This is a genomic window from Labedaea rhizosphaerae (assembly GCF_004362825.1).
GTDB classification, from domain to species: Bacteria; Actinomycetota; Actinomycetes; order Mycobacteriales; family Pseudonocardiaceae; genus Labedaea; species Labedaea rhizosphaerae.
In genome coordinates this window covers 1-16,826 of the sequence record NZ_SNXZ01000004.1, presented here as the reverse complement: position 1 = coordinate 16,826, position 16,826 = coordinate 1, and the positions used below count along the sequence as shown (strand labels likewise).

The following is a 16,826-nucleotide window of genomic DNA, read 5'->3' as shown; positions in this document are numbered from 1 at the left end:
GTGCTCACCGGCGCTCGGGTGATTGCTCCGGGTCAGGCGCGCAGGCGTAGGCCCTTGGGGGTGGCGCGGAATCCGGCCTCGCGGAGGGTTTCGGCCAGGGCGGCGTTCTGGGCGCTTGTCCGGATGTCGTCGCCGTCGGCTCGCTGGACGGCCAGCTGGCCCAGCCAGCCTTCGCGGACGGCTCGGGACAGGGCGTGCGCCGCTGTCGACAGGACTTCCTGGTCGTCGGTGAACGACAGGAGTGACTTGCCACCGCGTTCCACGTAGAGGGCGGGGACGCCGTCCACCAGCACAGCCAGGGCCCCGGCCTTGCGGGCCGGGCGGTGCTTGCCGTCGCCCAGCGGCTGAGGCCAGGGAAGCGCCGCACCGTAGGGCTGGGCGGGGTCGGCGGCGGCCAGGACCACCGCGGACGAACCCTTCGCGTTGGGGGAGTGCGGGTTGAGGGTGTCGGGAGTGTCCGAACGGGACACCGCGCGCAGGCGATCGACCGCGCCGCGGGCGGCGAACTGGGCGGCACCCAGACCCTCCACCACGTAACCCCGGATCAGCTGGCCCGACTCCTCCATCGCCCGCAGCACCTTGTACACACCGCTGAACCCGCCGGTGACCCGCTCGGTGTCCAACGCGCCTCGGGTCAGCACGCCGTGGCGTTCGAGGAAGGTCTCCGCCCGGGCATGGGCCCGGCGGGTGGCGTCCGGCTCGCGTTCAGGCACCAGGGACCAGCGGCCCGCGGCCGTCGGCGGACCGGTGCGGCTGGGCATCACCGCCCGGCTCGAGCGCATGCGGGCATAGCGGCCGCGAGGTTGGGCGGCGCGCGGGCGGTGGGTCGCGCCCCGGCCGGACACCAAGGCACGCAACGGGGTCATGGTGTCGTTGGTGACCAGGCCGGCCCACACGAGATCCCACACGACCGCGACCAGGTCCTGGTCGTTCGGCGGTTCCTCGCCGTGTTCGATCATGATCATGCCCGCGCGGTCGGCCAGCTGGCGGAAGAACAGCGCGCCACCGTCCAAAGCGGACAGCACGGCTCTGTGCCGGGGCGTGTCCGGTGCGGACTCGGCCACCTCGGGCAGCACCAGGTCGGCCAGGTCGCCCGGCGCCAGCGCCAGCCAGCCGTCGCCCGCACCCAGTGCGCCGCACCCGGCCCAGGTGACCTCGCCGGCTGCGGTCAGCTCGTCCAGCAGGGCGGGGGAGTAGCCCGGCAGGCGGGCGGGCAGGATCAAGGATTCGAGAGCGCTCGCCGGGAGCGGGGCGCCGGCCAGCTGCTCCACAACGGACAGAACATCGTCCGCGGTTGGTGCGGACCGCAATCGCCTGCCGATGCCGTGCCAGGACGGCAGGAATCGGCCCAGCGCTGCCGGTTCGACCGGTTCCACCTCGGCGCGCAGGCGAGCCAGCGACCCGCGGCGCAGGCGGCGCAGGACGTCCGCGTCGCAGTACTCGGTGTGGGTGCCGCCCGGACGCAATTCGCCGCGGACCAGGCGACCGGTGCCGGCCAGCCGTTCCAGGACGCCGGTCACCACCGCCACGCCCAGGCCGAACCGTTCGGCCGCGTCATGGGCGGGGAAGGGACCGTGGGTGCGCGCGTAGCGGGCGAGCAGGTCGCCGAGGGGGTCGGCCACCGGCTCGGTGAAGGCCTCCGGGACACCGACCGGCAGGGCAACGCCCAGGGCGTCGCGGACCCGCCCGGCGTCCTCGATGGCCAGGAAACGTTCCTCGCCCGCGATGCGCACCCGGATCGCGCGGCGCGCGCTTTCCAGTTCTGCCAGCCATTCCGGGGCCACACCGCGCAACGCCGCCTCCGGAATGGACAGGTCGCCGACGAACCGCAACAGGTCGGCCGTGCCCTCCATGTCCCGCACCTGGCGGTCCGGCGCCAGCCGTTGCAGTTGCCGCTCGAGCTCGTCGACCACGTCGGCGTCGAGCAGTTCGCGGATCGCCTCGGAGCCGAGCAGTTCGGCCAGCAACGCCGAGTCCAGCGACAACGCGGCGGCCCGGCGTTCGGCCAGCGGCGTGTCGGTCTCGTAGAGGAACATGCCGACGTAGCCGAACAGCAGGCTGCGGGCGAACGGCGACGGTGCGGGCGTCTCCACCTCGACCACCCGCACCTTGCGAGCCCGCACGTCGGACATCAGCTCGCGCAACCCGGCCAGGTCGTACACGTCCTGCAGGCACTCCCGCATGGCTTCGAGCACCACCGGGAACCGTTCGTACTTCGCCGCCACCGACAACAGTTGCGCCGCTCGCTGCCGCTGCTGCCACAACGGCGTCCGGCGCTTCGGGTCGCGGCGCGGCAGCAGCAAGGACCGAGCCGCGCACTCTCGGAACCGGGACGCGAACAACGCCGAGCCGCCCACCTCGGCCACGACGATCTGCTCCACTTCTTCGGGGTCGAGCAAGACGTCCTCGGCGCCGGTGACCACCTCCGTGCCGCTGTCGTCGAGGGCGTCCGGCAGCCGCACGACGATGCCATCGTCGGAGTGCGCGAGCTGGGCCTCCACCCCGCGCCGCTCGCGCAGCCGGGCCGCGATGGCCAGCGCCCAGGGCGCGTTCACCTGCGCGCCGAACGGCGAGTGCACCACCAGCCGCCAGTCGCCGAGCTCGTCGCGGAACCGTTCGACGAGCACCGTCCGGTCGTCCGGGACGTGGCGGGTCGCCTCGCGTTGTTCACCGAGGTAGGTGATGAGGTTGTCGATCGCCCACTCGTCCAGGCCCGCTCGTGCCGCCCGCGCCCGGGCCGCCTCGGTGTCCAGTGTGGACATCTCGCGGACGAACTTCCCCAATGCACGGCCGAGTTCGAGCGGACGACCGGGCGCGTCGCCCTTCCAGAACGGCATGCGGGCCGGTTCGCCGGGTGCGGGCGTGACGATGACGCGGTCGTGGGTGATGTCCTGCACCCGCCACGCGGACGTGCCCAGCAGGAACGTGTCACCCACCCGCGACTCGTACACCATCTCCTCGTCCAGCTCACCCACGCGTGAGCCGGGCCCGTTCTCCGATCCCGGCGTCGTCACGGTGAAGAGCCCGCGGTCGGGGATGGTGCCGCCGGAGGTCACGGCCAGCCGCTGCGCACCGGGCCGGCCGTGCAGCTCGCCGTTCACCCGATCCCACGTGATCCGCGCCCGCAGCTCGCCGAACTCCTCGCTGGGATAGCGCCCGGCGAGCATGTCCAGCACCGAGTGCAAGGCGGACTCCGGCAGCGACGCATAGGGCGCGGCCCGGCGTACCACGGTCGCCAGGTCCTCGACCGTCCACGACTCCAGCGCGGTCATCGCGACCACGTGCTGGGCCAGCACATCCAGCGGGTTGCGGGGGTAGCGCACCGATTCGATGGCGCCCGACGCCATCCGCTCCGCCACGACCGCGCACGACACGAGGTCGCCGCGGAACTTCGGGAACATCACGCCCTTCGACACCGCACCGACGTGGTGCCCCGCGCGCCCGACCCGCTGCATGCCAGACGCCACCGTCGGCGGCGCCTCGATCTGCACCACCAGGTCCACGGCCCCCATGTCGATGCCGAGCTCCAACGAGGACGTCGCCACGACGCACGGCAGCTTGCCCGACTTGAGCTCTTCCTCGACCGTGGTCCGCTGCTCACGCGACATGGAACCGTGGTGTGCCCGCGCCACAACAGGATCCGAGCCGGTGGAGAACCCGGACTGGCCGATCGCCTCGGCCGGGAACTCCTCCAGCTCTCGTTTCTCGCCGGCGAGTTCGTTGAGCCGCGCGGTCAGCCGCTCGGCGAGGCGCCGCGAGTTGGCGAACACGATGGTCGACCGGTGCGCCTGGATCAGCTCCAGCACGCGCTGCTCCACCGACGGCCAGATCGAGTTCTGCACCCGCTCGGGGTCGTCCTCGGACTGGGTGAGCATGCTGGCCATGTCCTCGACCGGCACCTGCACGCTGACCTCGACGGTCTTGGGCGTGGCCGGTTGCACCACGGTCACCGGACGGCCGCCGCCGAGGAACCCGCTCACCTCGTCGACCGGGCGCACGGTCGCCGACAACCCGATGCGTTGCGCGGGCGCGGGCAACAACGCGTCGAGCCGTTCCAAGGACAACGCCAGGTGCGCGCCACGCTTGGTGCCCGCCACCGCGTGCACCTCGTCGAGGATCACCCACCGGACTCCGCGCAGCGACTCCCGGGCCTGCGAGGTGAGCAACAAGAACAGCGACTCCGGCGTGGTCACCAGCACGTCCGGGGGCGTGCGGGTGAACTGGCGGCGTTCCTCGGCCGGGGTGTCGCCCGTGCGCATGCCGACGGTGATGCCCGGCTCGGGCAGGTCGAGCCGGTGCGCCGCCTGCCGGATGCCGGCCAGCGGCGCCCGCAGGTTGCGCTGCACGTCGACGGCCAGCGCCTTGAGCGGCGACACGTACAGCACCCGGCACCGGTGCTTGCGCTCGTCGGGCGGCGGTTCGACGGCCAGCCGGTCCAGCGCCCACAGGAACGCGGCCAGCGTCTTGCCCGACCCGGTCGGCGCGATGACCAGCGCGTGCTCCCCGCCCGCGATCGCACGCCACGCACCCGCCTGGGCGGGCGTGGGCGCGGCGAACGCCCCGGCGAACCACTGCCGGGTCGCCGGTGCGAACAGGTCGAGCACTTCCTCGGTCACGCTCCCCATCTTGAACCCACCCACCGACAGTTTCGAGAACCCCCTGGTCACGCTGGGTGCGGGGCCTGGCACCATCGGTGTTGGCGTCCAGGGGAGGGGTAGCGCTGATGACGGTCCTGTCGGTCGATCTCGGCACGTCCAACACGGTTGCGGTGCTGTCCGCGCACGGCATGCCACCGCGGGTGGTGGAGCTCGACGGGGCCTCGATGATGCCGTCGGCCGTGTTCGCCGCCGAGGCGGGCACGCTCGTGGTCGGCAAGGAGGCCGAACGCCGGGCCCGCACCGACCCGGCCCGCTACGAACCGAACCCGAAGCGGCGCGTCGACGAGGGCACGTTGCTGCTCGGCGACGCCGTGGTCCCGGTGACCGATGCGTTCGCTGCCGTGTTGCGGCGGATCGCGACCGAGGTGAAGCGCCAGCTCGGCGGCGCCGTGCCGGACGAGGTGCGGCTGACCCATCCCGCGCAGTGGGGACCGGTGCGCCGCAACGTCCTGTTGTCCGCGGCGCGGCAAGCCGGGTTCGGGCCGAACCTCGTGCTGGTGCCGGAGCCGGTGGCCGCGGCGGCGCACTTCGCGTCGTTCCCCAGCCAGGACCCGGCGCGCAGGAACCGGGGTGAGGGGCAGGCGCTTGCGGTGTACGACCTCGGCGCGGGGACCTTCGACGTGGCGGTGGTCGGCGCGACCCAGCAGGGTTACGTGGTGCTCGCCGAGGCGGGGCTCGCCGACCTCGGCGGTCTCGACGTGGATCAGGCGCTGCTCGAGCACATCGGCCGCCAGGTCGCGTCGCGGGACCCGGTCCGCTGGCAACGGGTGCTGCGCCCCGAGTCCACAGTGGACCGGCGAGCGCAGCGGGCGCTGCGTGAGGACATCCGGGCCGGCAAGGAGGCGCTGTCCACGCACCCGCAGACCGAGATCGCGCTGCCTGAGCCGTTCGATGAGGTGCTGGTCACGCGGGCCGAGCTGGAAGAGTTGATCACCGTAGGCCTGCTGCGCTCGGTCGAGTTGATGGCCGCGACGATCCGATCTGCCGGGCTGAGCCCCGATCGACTCGCGGGCATCTACCTGGTCGGCGGCTCGAGCCGGATCCCGCTGGTGGCCACGCTGATCGCGCGGCACCTCGGGGTTGTACCCATCAACCTCGACCAGCCGGAGACAGCGGTGGCCCGCGGCGCGCTGCACGTGTCGGCCAACGGCGTGAGCCTGCGCACCGGGACCGTGGCGCCGCCCGCACCGCGGATCACTCGGCCGCAGGTTCCGCAGCCGGTCCACGCGGGGTGGCAGCAGTCTCACGTGCCGCCGCCCCAGCCGCAGCAATGGTCCAGTCCGCCCAGTCCGCCGCTCGCGATACCGATTCCGCAGAGCCCGCCACGAAACCCACCGACGGCGCTCGTCGCCGTCGTGTACCTCGCCGCCGCGCTCTGCACCGTGATCGGCTACTGGCCGACCATGATCGCCGGCATCCTCCTGCTCTACGGTGCGGGTGCGTTTCGCAAGCAGGGCAAGGGCATCGTCCAGACCGCCCTCGGCGCCCTGATCACCACCGTGTTCGTGGCGCTGCTCGTCGGGCTCCGCGAAACAGCGACCTGCCTCGAATACACCGACTGTCACGGCGACGCGATCGACCAGAGCAACCTCAGCGGCTGGCTCTACTCGCACACCCACTTCGTGGCGACGTTCTACGGAACCGACACCGTCGACGTGCTCGCCCGCTGCGCCGCCGCGCTGCTGGCCTTGGCCGCCCTGGCGGTCACCATCGGGTGGCGGAGGCGGCAGTCGCGCGGTTGACCAGCGCAAGCGACGGCGGGCATGGCACCATTCGTCCCGTTCGGCACTGGGGAGGAAAAACGCATGACCGTCTTGTCGGTCGATCTCGGCACGTCCAACACCGTCGCGGTGCTGTCGCAGGAGGGCAGGTTGCCGCGGGTCGTCGAGGTGGACGGGTCCTCGACGATGCCGTCGGCGGTGTTCGCCGAGCACGGCGAGCTGATCGTCGGGCGGGAGGCCGAACGCCGGGCCCGGCTCGACCCGGCCAGCTTCGAGCCCAACCCGAAGCGGCGCGTCGACGAGGGCACGTTGCTGCTCGGCACGCAGGTCGTGCCGGTGACCGACGCGCTGGCCGCGGTGCTGCGCCGGGTCGGTGACGAGGTGCGCCGCCAGCTCGGCGCCAACCCCGACGAGGTGCGGCTGACCCACCCCGCGCAGTGGGGACCGGTGCGGCGCAACACCTTGCTCTCCGCCGCCCGCCAGGCGAAGCTCGGGGGCGAGCTGATCCTGGTGCCCGAGCCGGTCGCGGCCGCGTCGCACTTCGCGTCCTTCCCCGGCCAGTCGCTCGAACCCGGCCAGGCGCTGGCCGTGTACGACCTCGGTGCGGGCACGTTCGACGTCGCCGTCGTCGGCGCGACCCGGCAGGGGTTCGTCGTGCTGGCCGAGGGCGGGCTCGCCGACCTCGGCGGTCTCGACGTCGACCACGCGCTGCTCGAGCACATCAGCCGCCAGGCCGCCGGCCGCGACCCCGGTCGCTGGGCCGACCTGATGCGCCCGACCCGCACCGAGGACCGGCGGGCCCAGCGCGCGCTGCGCGAGGACGTCCGGGTGGCCAAGGAGTCGCTGTCCAACCACCCGCAGACCGACGTGCCGTTGCCCGAGCCGTTCGAGGACGTGCTCGTCTCGCGGGCCGAGCTGGAATCGTTGATCCGGCCCAACCTCATGCGCAGCGTCGAACTGATGTCCAGCACTGTGAAGGCGGCCGGGCTCACCCTGGACGGCCTCGCGGGCATCTACCTGGTCGGTGGCTCCAGCCGGATCCCGTTGGTCGCCACGCTCATCTCGGAGCAACTGCACGTCGTGCCGACCCGGCTCGACCAGCCGGAGACCGCGGTCGCGCTCGGCGCGCACCAGCTGCCCAAGGCGAGCCTCGGCCTGCGCACGGAGGACCTCGCGGGCACCTTCAGCAAGGCGAGCGCCGCGGCGACGACGCACATGCCATCGCCGCCACGCCCGCAACCGCAACAACAACCCGTGCCACCACCCCAGCAGCGGCCGCAGGTGGTCAGTCCACAACCGACACCCGTTGCGCCACAACCGTTCTACCCGCAGCCGCAACCAATGCCGCAGCCAATGGCGTGGCAGCAACCGCCCATGCCCTACGGCATGCCGATGCGCGGGCCCAGCAACGCGATGGCGTACGTGACCGCCGGTCTGTTCCTCGTCGTCAGCGTGCTCACGCTGATCTGCGGCTTCATCAACACCGACAGCAGCCCCGAGGTCGACGACAGCTTCGTGGCCCTGGTCGGCTTCCAGTTCACCGAGGACGTCACGGGCAACGGCGACTTCGCCATCTCGGCGTCGCTCACCGTCGGGTTCACGGTCATGTTGTTCGCCGGGCTCCTGCTGACGCGCGTGGGCGTCTTCCGCTGGATCCTGGTCGCCCTGGGCGCCGCGTTGACGATTTCCTATGTGTGGGGCCTGATCTGGGTCATCGACAAGAACGGCGAGGACTACCTGAGCCTGCTGATCATCTGCCTGGTGCTGTGGCTGGCCGCGACGATCGCCGCCGCGATACCGCCCACGGGACACGCCATGCGTGGCTACCAGCGCCGGTTCGCAACCGCGCCAGGGTGGCGCTGAGCTTCCCTCACGGTTGTCCAGCCGAACTTTTTCAACTCGTTGTCTGTCCAGGTCAGACGGTGAATACGCAACGGACTCACGTTCGGCCCGGTTGCCAACGAACCGTGACATAGGCGACGGTGAGGCCGCAGAGGACAATGCCGGACTCGTCGGGGAGGACGCATGGCTCCGCCGTTGCGGTCACGATCGCGGGGGTCGCGATCGTGAGCATCTGGGAATTCATCGGCCAGCGGTGGAACGTGCTCGTACCCGAGGCGTTGTTGCACGCGAGCGCGGTGTTGCAGTGCACCTTGATCGCCGCCGTGCTGGGCGTCCTGCTCGGCGTTCTGGTCTACCGCAGTCCCGCTGGTTCGGCGATCGCGACGGCGCTCACCAGCGCCATCCTGACGATCCCGTCGTTCGCGCTGATCGGCCTGCTGATCCCGGTGCTCGGGCTCGGCGTGCCGCCCACGGTCGTCGCCCTGGTGCTGTACGGCCTGCTGCCCATCGTGCGCAACACGATCGTCGGCCTCGACGGCGTGGACCCGGCGATCACCGACGCCGCCCGCGGCATCGGGATGGGCCGGGCCGTCGTGCTCACCCGGGTCGAGCTGCGGCTGGCGTGGCCGGCGATCCTCGCCGGGATCCGGGTCAGCACGCAGCTGCTCATGGGCATCGCCGCGATCGCGGCCTACGCCAAGGGCCCCGGGCTCGGCACCGAGATCTTCTCCGGCCTCGTCCGCGCGGGCAGCGCGAACGCCACCAACGAGGCGCTCGCCGGAACGCTCGGCGTCGTCGTGCTCGCGCTCGTCGTGGACGGCATCTACGTGATCATCAGCAGGCTCACCACCTCGAGGGGCATCCGTGTCTGAGACGACCGACCAGAAGATCAGCGGTGTCGAGATCGAACTCGCCGAGGTGACCAAGCGCTACGCCGGGCAGAAGACGCCCGCCGTCGACGGGTTCTCCATGACGATCCCGGCGGGCGAGACCATCGTGTTCGTCGGGCCGTCAGGCTGCGGCAAGACCACCACGATGAAGATGATCAACCGGCTGATCGAGCCGACGTCCGGGCAGATCACCATCGGCGGGGAGAGTGCGCTCAAGATCGACCCCGACCAGCTGCGCCGGCGCATCGGGTACGCCATCCAGCAAGCGGGTCTCTTCCCGCACCTGACCGTCGCGCAGAACATCGCCGTGGTCCCCGGGCTGCTCGGCTGGGACAAGAAGAAGGTGCGCGACCGGGTCGTGGAGATGCTCGACCTGGTCGGCCTCGACGAGGAGTTCGCGGGTCGCTTCCCGCGCCAGCTCTCCGGTGGTCAGCAGCAGCGCGTCGGCGTCGCCCGCGCGCTCGCCGCCGACCCGCCGGTGTTGTTGATGGACGAGCCGTTCGGCGCGGTGGACCCGATCACCCGCGGCAACCTGCAGGACGAACTCCTGCGCCTGCAAGCGGAACTGCGCAAGACGATCGTGTTCGTCACCCACGACTTCGACGAGGCGGTCAAGCTCGGCGACCGGATCGCGGTGCTGGGCAACCAGTCCAAGATCCTGCAGTACGACACGCCCGAGGCGATCCTGGCCAACCCGGCCGACGACACCGTCGCCGGTTTCGTCGGCGCGGGTGCCTCGCTCAAGCAGCTCACCCTGATGCGCGTGCGCGACGTCGAGCTGAAGACCGACCTGGTCACGGTGTCCACTGAGGACACACCGGCCGACGTCCGGCAGAAGCTGACCAACGCGCGCAAGACGTACGCGCTGGTGCTCGACCGGCGCAACCGGCCGCTGCGCTGGCTGCACGTGCGTGAGCTCGCGTCGGCGGGTTCGCTCGCCACCGTGGGCCGCCCCGTCGGCGACACGGTCAGCGTGCAGTCGACGCTGCAGGACGCGCTCGAGGCGATCCTGACCGAGGGCGGCAACGCCGCGGTGACCGGCGGGCGCGGCGAGTACGTCGGGACGATCGACATCCGCACCGTCACCGACACCATCCAGCAGGTCCGCGAAGAGCACGAGAACGACCACGAGAACTCGGCGGGCGGGGCGGGCTGATGGCCACCGACACCGCGTTCTCCACGTCGTCGGGGTCCAAGCGGACCGAACGCATCCGGCTGCTCGTGCAGCCGGCGGTCGTGGTCATCGGTGTCGCGGCGACCCTGCTCTGGGCGTTCAGCCGCGACCTCGACGACATCGAGAAGAACAACATCAACGCCGAGTCGCTGCTCACCGACACCTGGGACCACCTCAAGGTGTCGTTCGTGGTGATCGTGCTGGTCGTGGTGATCGCCGTGCCGCTCGGCGTGGTGCTGACCAGGTCTTGGGCCAAGATCGCCGCGCCGTTCTTCCTGGCCATCGCGACCATCGGCCAGGCCGCGCCCGCGATCGGCGTGCTGGTGCTCTTCTTCCTCTGGTCCGGCTGGGAAGGGCTGTGGGCGGCGGCGTTGCCGATCGCGCTCTATTCGCTGCTTCCCGTGCTGCGCAACACGATCGTGGGCTTGCAACAGGTCGACCGGACGCTGGTCGAAGCGGCGCGCGGCGTCGGCATGTCCAGCCCCACGGTGCTCTTCCGCATCGAACTTCCGCTGGCCGTGCCGCTGATCCTCGCGGGCCTGCGCACCTCGCTGGTGCTTGCGGTCGGCACCGCGACGCTGGCCGCGTTCGTCAACGGCGGCGGGCTCGGCCTGCTGATCGACGCGGGCTACAAGCTGAACCGGATCACGATCCTGGTCGTCGGGGCGGTGCTGGCCATGGGCCTGGCGCTGCTGGTCGACTGGCTCGGCGCGGTCGCCGAGCGGTTCCTGCGGCCGAGGGGGCTGCGCTGATGCGGATCAGGACGAAGCTCACCGCGTGGGGCTGTGCCGTGGTGGCGGGCGCGTCGGTGCTGACGGGCTGCGGGCTGAGTTCCAGCTTCGCGCTGCCGTTGGACATCGAGCCGGGCACGCTGCCGGCGCACGCGCTGGACGGCGTGCACCTGGTGGTCGGCTCGAAGGACTTCACCGAGGAGATCATCCTCGGCCACATCGCCGAGTTCGCGCTGGCCGCGTCGGGTGCCGACATCGAGGACCTCACGAACATCCAGGGGTCCAACAGCGCACGCAACGCGCTGGTCAACGGCGACGTGGACCTCTACTACGACTACACCGGCACCGGGTGGATCAACTACCTCGGCAACGACAAGCCGATCCCCGACCAGCAGAAGCAGTACGAGGCCATGCGCGACGCCGACGCCAAGAACGGCATGGTGTGGCTGCCGTACTCGCCGCTCAACGACACCTACGCGTTCGCGATGAACCCGCAGGTGACCAGGAAGCTGAAGATCAAGTCCATTTCGGACATGGTGGCGAAGATCAAGCAGGACCCCAGCATCGGCACGTTCTGCCTGGAGACCGAGTTCGCCAGCCGCAACGACGGGTTCCCCGGGGTCAAGAAGACCTACGGCTTCGAGGTGCCCGCGGCGAACGTGAAGAACTTCGGCACCGGCGCCGTGTACGCGGCGACGGCGTCCGGGTCGTGCAACTTCGGCGAGGTGTTCACCACCGACGGGCGCATCCGCGCGCTGAACCTCACGGTGCTGCAGGACGACAAGCAGTTCTTCCCGCAGTACAACGTGGCTCCCGTGGTGCGCAAGGAAGTGCTGGACGCGCACCCGGCGATCGCCGAGGTGTTCAACAAGATCGCGCCGAAGCTCAACAACGACATGATGATCGACTTGGCCGCCAAGGTCGACGTCGACGGCGCGGACCCCGTGACCGTGGCTCGGGACTGGCTGGCCAAGGAGGGGTTCATCAAGCTGCCGAAGTAGGCCCGGCCGCCCGGTTTTCCACAGGCGAGCAGTTGTCCACAGATCCGCCCACGGCCCCCTTTCCGCAGGTCAACCCCGATAGACTGGCTGAGGGGGGAGCCCCCCTGGGACGGGTGGGGTCTGGCTTCGCGCGCGCGAAAAACACAGTGTGGGCAGCGTCGGCGGGTGGCTTCGACCGACCGGCGTCACTGTGCGTGGTCGACCAGGGACGGATTCGTCAACTTGCCCAAATGAGCCCTGGTCCACCAAGTAGGCTCGGCCCGCATCCCAGCCAGCCGACTCACAGGAGCCCGAGTGCGCGTACTGTCCGTCGACCTCGGGACGTCGAACACGGTCGCCGTGCTCTCGGCCCACGGTCGTCCACCGCGGGTGGTGGACGTCGACGGCGCGTCGATGATGCCCTCGGCGATCTTCCTGGCGGAGGACGGCGCGATCGTGGTCGGCCGCGAGGCGGAGCGGCGGGCCCGGCTCGACCCCTCCCGGTTCGAGCCCAATCCCAAGCGGCGCATCGACGAGGGCACGCTGCTGCTGGGCACCGACGTCGTGCCGGTGACCGACGCGCTGGCCGCAGTCCTGCGCCGGGTGGCCGAGGAGACCTCCCGCCAGCTCGGCGGCGCGAAGCCGGACGAGATCCGGCTGACCCACCCGGCGCAGTGGGGTCCGGTGCGGCGCAACGTCCTGCTGTCGGCGGCCCGGCAGGCGGGCATGAGCACCCGGCTGGTGCTGGTGCCCGAGCCGGTCGCCGCGGCCGCGCACTTCGCGTCGTTCCCCGGCCAGTCGCTCGCGCCGGGCCAGGCGCTGGCCGTGTACGACCTCGGCGCGGGCACGTTCGACGTGGCCGTGGTCGGCGCCAACCAGAAGGGCTTCACCGTGCTCGCCGAGGCGGGCCTGCCCGACCTCGGTGGTCTCGACGTGGACCAGGCGCTGCTCGAGCACATCGGGCGCAGCGTCGCCCGGCGCGACCCGACCCGGTGGAGCCACCTGCTGCGCCCCGAGTCCACTGGGGACAGGCGGGCGCAGCGCGCGCTGCGTGAGGACGTCAAGGCCGGCAAGGAAGCGCTCTCCCGGCACCCGCAGACCGAGGTGCCGCTGCCCGAGCCGTTCGGCGACGTCCTGGTCACCCGGCTCGAGCTCGAGCAGCTGATCCGCCCGTCGCTGTTGCGCTCGGTCGAACTGCTGGCCGGGACGATCCGCTCCACCGGCCTCACGCCCGACCGCCTCGCCGGCATCTACCTGGTCGGTGGCTCGTCGCGGATCCCGTTGATCGCCACGCTCATCGCCGAGTCGGTGCGGGTGGTGCCCGCGAGCCTCGACCAGCCGGAGACCGCGGTCGCGATGGGCGCGCACCACGTGCCGCAGGAGGGCACGAGCATGCGCACCCCGCAAGGCTCCGCGCCCGCCCGGCCGACGCCACCGCGCCCCGGTGCCGTTCCGGTCGCGCCGCCACGCCCGCGCACCGGTCCGCAGCCGGTCGCCCAGCAGCCACCTCCACCGCGCACGGCCGCACCAGGGCCCGCACCGGGGCCCGCACCAAGGCCCGTGCCCCGGCCCGCGATCGCGCCACCCGCCCCGGCCCCGGTGCTGTCCGCGCCACAGCCGGTCGTCGCGATGCACGGCCCACCGCCGCTTCCGCCGCCACCGCCGCCGACCCGCGGTTCGAGCAGCAAGCCGTGGCTGATCGTGGTGGGCCTGGCCGTGGTCGTGGCCATCGGCGTGCTCGCCGTCGTGCTGGTCAACCGCAACTCGGGTGGTGGCACGGCCAGTGGTAGCGGTGGTGGCGGAGGCACGACGACCCTCAGCTGCGATGACACGACCACGGACAGCAGCGGCTTCACGCCCTGCATGAAGCAGTTCGCCCAGACCCCGCTGGACGAGGGCGCGTCGTGCCACAAGGGTTCGGCCGGCATGTCCGAGAGCAGCGACGGCACCATCGCGATCGTCGAGTGCGACTTCCACGAGCTCACCATGAGCTACGCCCAGTTCAAGTCGACGTCGACGATGCAGTCGCAGATCGCCGGCCTGACCAAGGAGGGTGGCGCCTCGCCACCCCAGGACTGGTCGGGCGGCGGGATGGACGGCAAGTACTACGTGCTGACCGAGGGCAGCCTGTCCGGCGTGCTCGCGGTCGTGGACGGCCAGCCGCTGGCGATGTTCGTTCTGGACACCAAGGGTGACGGCCCGGACTCGTCCGGTGGCAGCCTCGAGACGTTCTTCAACGAGCACGTCAAGCCGAGGTAACCGGATGTCCGGGCCGGACGACCAGTTCTGTTGACCCGGACCCATGGGCGGGGGACGACATGGCAGCATTCAGGCATCAGCGTCCGGTGGCTCCACGACACGGGTGGCGCTGTAGCCGGTGAAGGGGAGCAGTCCTGTGGTGAACATCCTGTCGGTGGATCTCGGTACGTCGAACACGGTTGCGGTGTTGTCGGCGCATGGGCGTCCGCCGAGGGTGGTGGATGTGGATGGTGCGTCGACGATGCCGTCGGCGGTGTTTGCGTCGGAGGATGGGGGTTTGGTTGTTGGGCGGGATGCTGAGCGTCGTGCTCGGTTGGATCCTGCTCGGTTTGAGCCGAATCCGAAGCGGCGTATTGATGAGGGGACGTTGCTGTTGGGGGATTCTGTTGTTCCGGTGACGGATGCGTTGGCTGCGGTGTTGCGTCGGGTGGTGGAGGAGACGTCGCGGCAGTTGGGTGGGGGTCGGCCGGATGAGGTTCGGTTGACGCATCCGGCGCAGTGGGGTCCGGTGCGGCGGAATGTGTTGTTGTCTGCGGCGCGGCAGGCGGGGATGGGGTCGAATTTGGTGTTGGTGCCGGAGCCGGTGGCGGCTGCGGCGCATTTTGCGTCTTTTCCGGGTCAGGGGTTGGTGCCGGGTCAGGCGTTGGCTGTGTATGACTTGGGTGCGGGGACGTTTGATGTTGCGGTGGTGGGGGCTACGCAGTCGGGGTTTGCGGTGTTGGCTGAGGCGGGGTTGCCTGATCTTGGTGGTTTGGATGTGGATCAGGCGTTGCTGGAGCACGTGGGTCGTCAGGTCTCGGCCCGCGATCCCGGTCGCTGGCAGCGGTTGTTGCGTCCGGAAGGGACGAACGACCGCCGTGCGCAGCGGGCGCTGCGCGAGGATGTCCGCTCCGGCAAGGAAGCGCTCTCGCGCCACCCGCAGACCGAGGTCCCGCTTCCCGAGCCGTTCGGCGATGTTCTCGTCACGCGGGTTGAACTGGAAGCGTTGATCCGTCCTTCGCTGCTGCGCTCCGTGGAGCTGCTCGCCGGGACGATCCGCTCCACCGGTCTCACGCCCGAACGCCTCGCCGGGATCTACCTGGTGGGTGGTTCCTCGCGCATCCCGCTGATCGCCACGCTCATCGCCGAAGGGCTGCGCGTGGTGCCGACCAGCCTCGACCAGCCGGAGACCGCCGTCGCGCTCGGCGCGCACCACGTGCCCCGCGAGGGCGTGTCGATGCGCACCACCGACATCAGCGGTGCCGTCGGTCCGTCGGCTCCGAACACCGGCGCCATGAACTCCGGTGCCGTGCCGATGCAGAACGCCGGCCTCTCGCAGCAGGTGCCGCAGCAGGGGATGTCCGGTCCGATCCCGGTGGGCCACCAGGGTCCGCCGTCCACGCCGTTCCCGCAGAGCGGGCCGCAGCCGATCGGTCCGCAGTCCGGCCCCATGTCCAACCCGATCCCGCAGCAGATGGTCTCGGGCCCGCCGCCGCAGTTCCCGTCGACGACGCCGTCGCAGGGCTCTTCGTCGAAGAAGCCGTGGCTGATCGTCGGCGCGGTCGCCGTGGTGGTGCTGGCCCTGGTGGGCGTGCTGCTCGTGGTGAACTCGAACTCCGACAACGGGGGCGGCACCGCGCAGACCGGCGGTAACAGCGGTACCAACGGTTCCGGGACGCACGGCAACACCGGCGGTGGCGGCACCAGCGGGCTCGCCGACTGCTCGGACACCTCGCAGGACGACAAGGGCTTCACGCAGTGCATGGCGGCGTTCGCCGGCTCGCACGCCGACGACCCGGAGTGCAAGAAGGGCATGTTCCTCAACGGCCAGGACATGACCAGCACGATGGAGGCCGCGAACGCCCAGGCGTCCACTTGCGACCTGTCGGACAAGCACTCGCTGATCTACCTGCAGTTCCCGTCGCCTGCGATGGCCGACCAGATGGTCGAGGGCTTCAAGCAGGGGGCCAACCAGCAGAACCTGCAGCCGGTCGACTGGAGCGGTGGCGACTACAGCGGCCAGTACTGGTCGATCGACTTCGCCGGTGTCGGTGCCCTGCTGTACACCGTGAAGGACAAGCCGCTCGCCGGGTTCGTGATGAACCTCGACTCGTCGAACACGTCCAGCTCGACCAGCCTCGCCGACTACTTCGAGCAGAACGTCAAGCCGGGTAGCTGAGCGCGGCCGGACGTGCGGTAATCAGCACGGGCAACCAGTAGGCACGGGGCGCCAGGCGCGCGTAGGGGAGAGTCGGAGTCTTGGTGAACATCCTGTCGGTGGATCTCGGTACGTCGAACACGGTTGCGGTGTTGTCGGCGCATGGGCGTCCGCCGAGGGTGGTGGATGTGGATGGTGCGTCGACGATGCCGTCGGCGGTGTTTGCGTCGGAGGATGGGGGTTTGGTTGTTGGGCGGGATGCTGAGCGTCGTGCTCGGTTGGATCCTGCTCGGTTTGAGCCGAATCCGAAGCGGCGTATTGATGAGGGGACGTTGCTGCTGGGGGATTCTGTTGTTCCGGTGACGGATGCGTTGGCTGCGGTGTTGCGTCGGGTGGTGGAGGAGACGTCGCGGCAGTTGGGTGGGGGTCGGCCG

At 70.7% G+C, this 16,826-nt stretch carries 9 protein-coding genes and 1 pseudogene; 9 read left to right on the top strand and 1 reads right to left on the bottom strand.

Features of this window, described 5'->3' with window-relative positions; translation table 11 throughout:
• Window positions 1–32: 32 nt before the first annotated feature.
• A complete protein-coding gene (locus EV186_RS22735; RefSeq protein WP_133851437.1) occupies window positions 33–4,625 on the bottom strand; it encodes an ATP-dependent helicase in 4,593 nt (1,530 codons plus the stop codon).
• A gap of 98 nt (window positions 4,626–4,723) precedes the next feature.
• On the opposite strand from EV186_RS22735, the gene EV186_RS22730 reads away from it, so the two are divergent.
• The 9 genes and pseudogenes from EV186_RS22730 to EV186_RS22690 all read left to right on the top strand — a co-directional run.
• Window positions 4,724–6,400 (top strand): Hsp70 family protein, encoded by a 1,677-nt coding sequence (locus tag EV186_RS22730; protein ID WP_133851436.1) that lies wholly within the window; start codon window positions 4,724–4,726, stop codon window positions 6,398–6,400.
• A gap of 63 nt (window positions 6,401–6,463) precedes the next feature.
• Window positions 6,464–8,242: an Hsp70 family protein gene (locus EV186_RS22725; RefSeq protein ID WP_133851435.1), complete on the top strand. Its 1,779-nt coding sequence runs from the start codon at window positions 6,464–6,466 to the stop codon at window positions 8,240–8,242.
• 203 nt (window positions 8,243–8,445) lie between these two features.
• Window positions 8,446–9,093, top strand: coding sequence for an ABC transporter permease (locus EV186_RS22720; RefSeq protein WP_133851434.1), 648 nt, complete (start codon window positions 8,446–8,448; stop codon window positions 9,091–9,093).
• On the top strand, window positions 9,086–10,267 hold the full coding sequence (locus EV186_RS22715; protein ID WP_243754216.1) for a betaine/proline/choline family ABC transporter ATP-binding protein: 1,182 nt from the start codon (window positions 9,086–9,088) through the stop codon (window positions 10,265–10,267). Before EV186_RS22720 ends, EV186_RS22715 begins: the two co-directional genes overlap by 8 nt.
• The gene (locus tag EV186_RS22710) at window positions 10,267–11,037 is read left to right on the top strand and encodes an ABC transporter permease (protein WP_133851433.1); all 771 of its coding nucleotides are present in this window, start codon (window positions 10,267–10,269) and stop codon (window positions 11,035–11,037) included. Before EV186_RS22715 ends, EV186_RS22710 begins: the two co-directional genes overlap by 1 nt.
• A complete protein-coding gene (locus EV186_RS22705; RefSeq protein ID WP_133851432.1) occupies window positions 11,037–12,017 on the top strand; it encodes a glycine betaine ABC transporter substrate-binding protein in 981 nt (326 codons plus the stop codon). The genes EV186_RS22710 and EV186_RS22705 overlap by 1 nt, the downstream gene beginning before the upstream one ends.
• Before the next feature lie 294 nt (window positions 12,018–12,311).
• Window positions 12,312–14,255, top strand: a complete 1,944-nt coding sequence (locus tag EV186_RS22700) for an Hsp70 family protein (protein ID WP_133851431.1) — start codon at window positions 12,312–12,314, stop codon at window positions 14,253–14,255.
• 139 nt (window positions 14,256–14,394) lie between these two features.
• Complete coding sequence (locus tag EV186_RS22695) at window positions 14,395–16,413, top strand: Hsp70 family protein (protein WP_133852107.1); 2,019 nt, start codon at window positions 14,395–14,397, stop codon at window positions 16,411–16,413.
• Window positions 16,414–16,496: 83 nt separating this feature from the next.
• Window positions 16,497–16,826: pseudogene (locus tag EV186_RS22690) on the top strand (Hsp70 family protein); the annotation flags it as partial.

Excerpts from the sequence above, each read along its gene's own strand:
- EV186_RS22735 (WP_133851437.1), bottom strand. The coding sequence starts at position 4,625 with ATGGGGAGCGTGACCGAGGAAGTGCTCGACCTGTTCGCACCGGCGACC.
- EV186_RS22730 (WP_133851436.1), top strand. The coding sequence starts at position 4,724 with ATGACGGTCCTGTCGGTCGATCTCGGCACGTCCAACACGGTTGCGGTG.
- EV186_RS22725 (WP_133851435.1), top strand. The coding sequence starts at position 6,464 with ATGACCGTCTTGTCGGTCGATCTCGGCACGTCCAACACCGTCGCGGTG.
- EV186_RS22710 (WP_133851433.1), top strand. The coding sequence starts at position 10,267 with ATGGCCACCGACACCGCGTTCTCCACGTCGTCGGGGTCCAAGCGGACC.
- EV186_RS22705 (WP_133851432.1), top strand. The coding sequence starts at position 11,037 with ATGCGGATCAGGACGAAGCTCACCGCGTGGGGCTGTGCCGTGGTGGCG.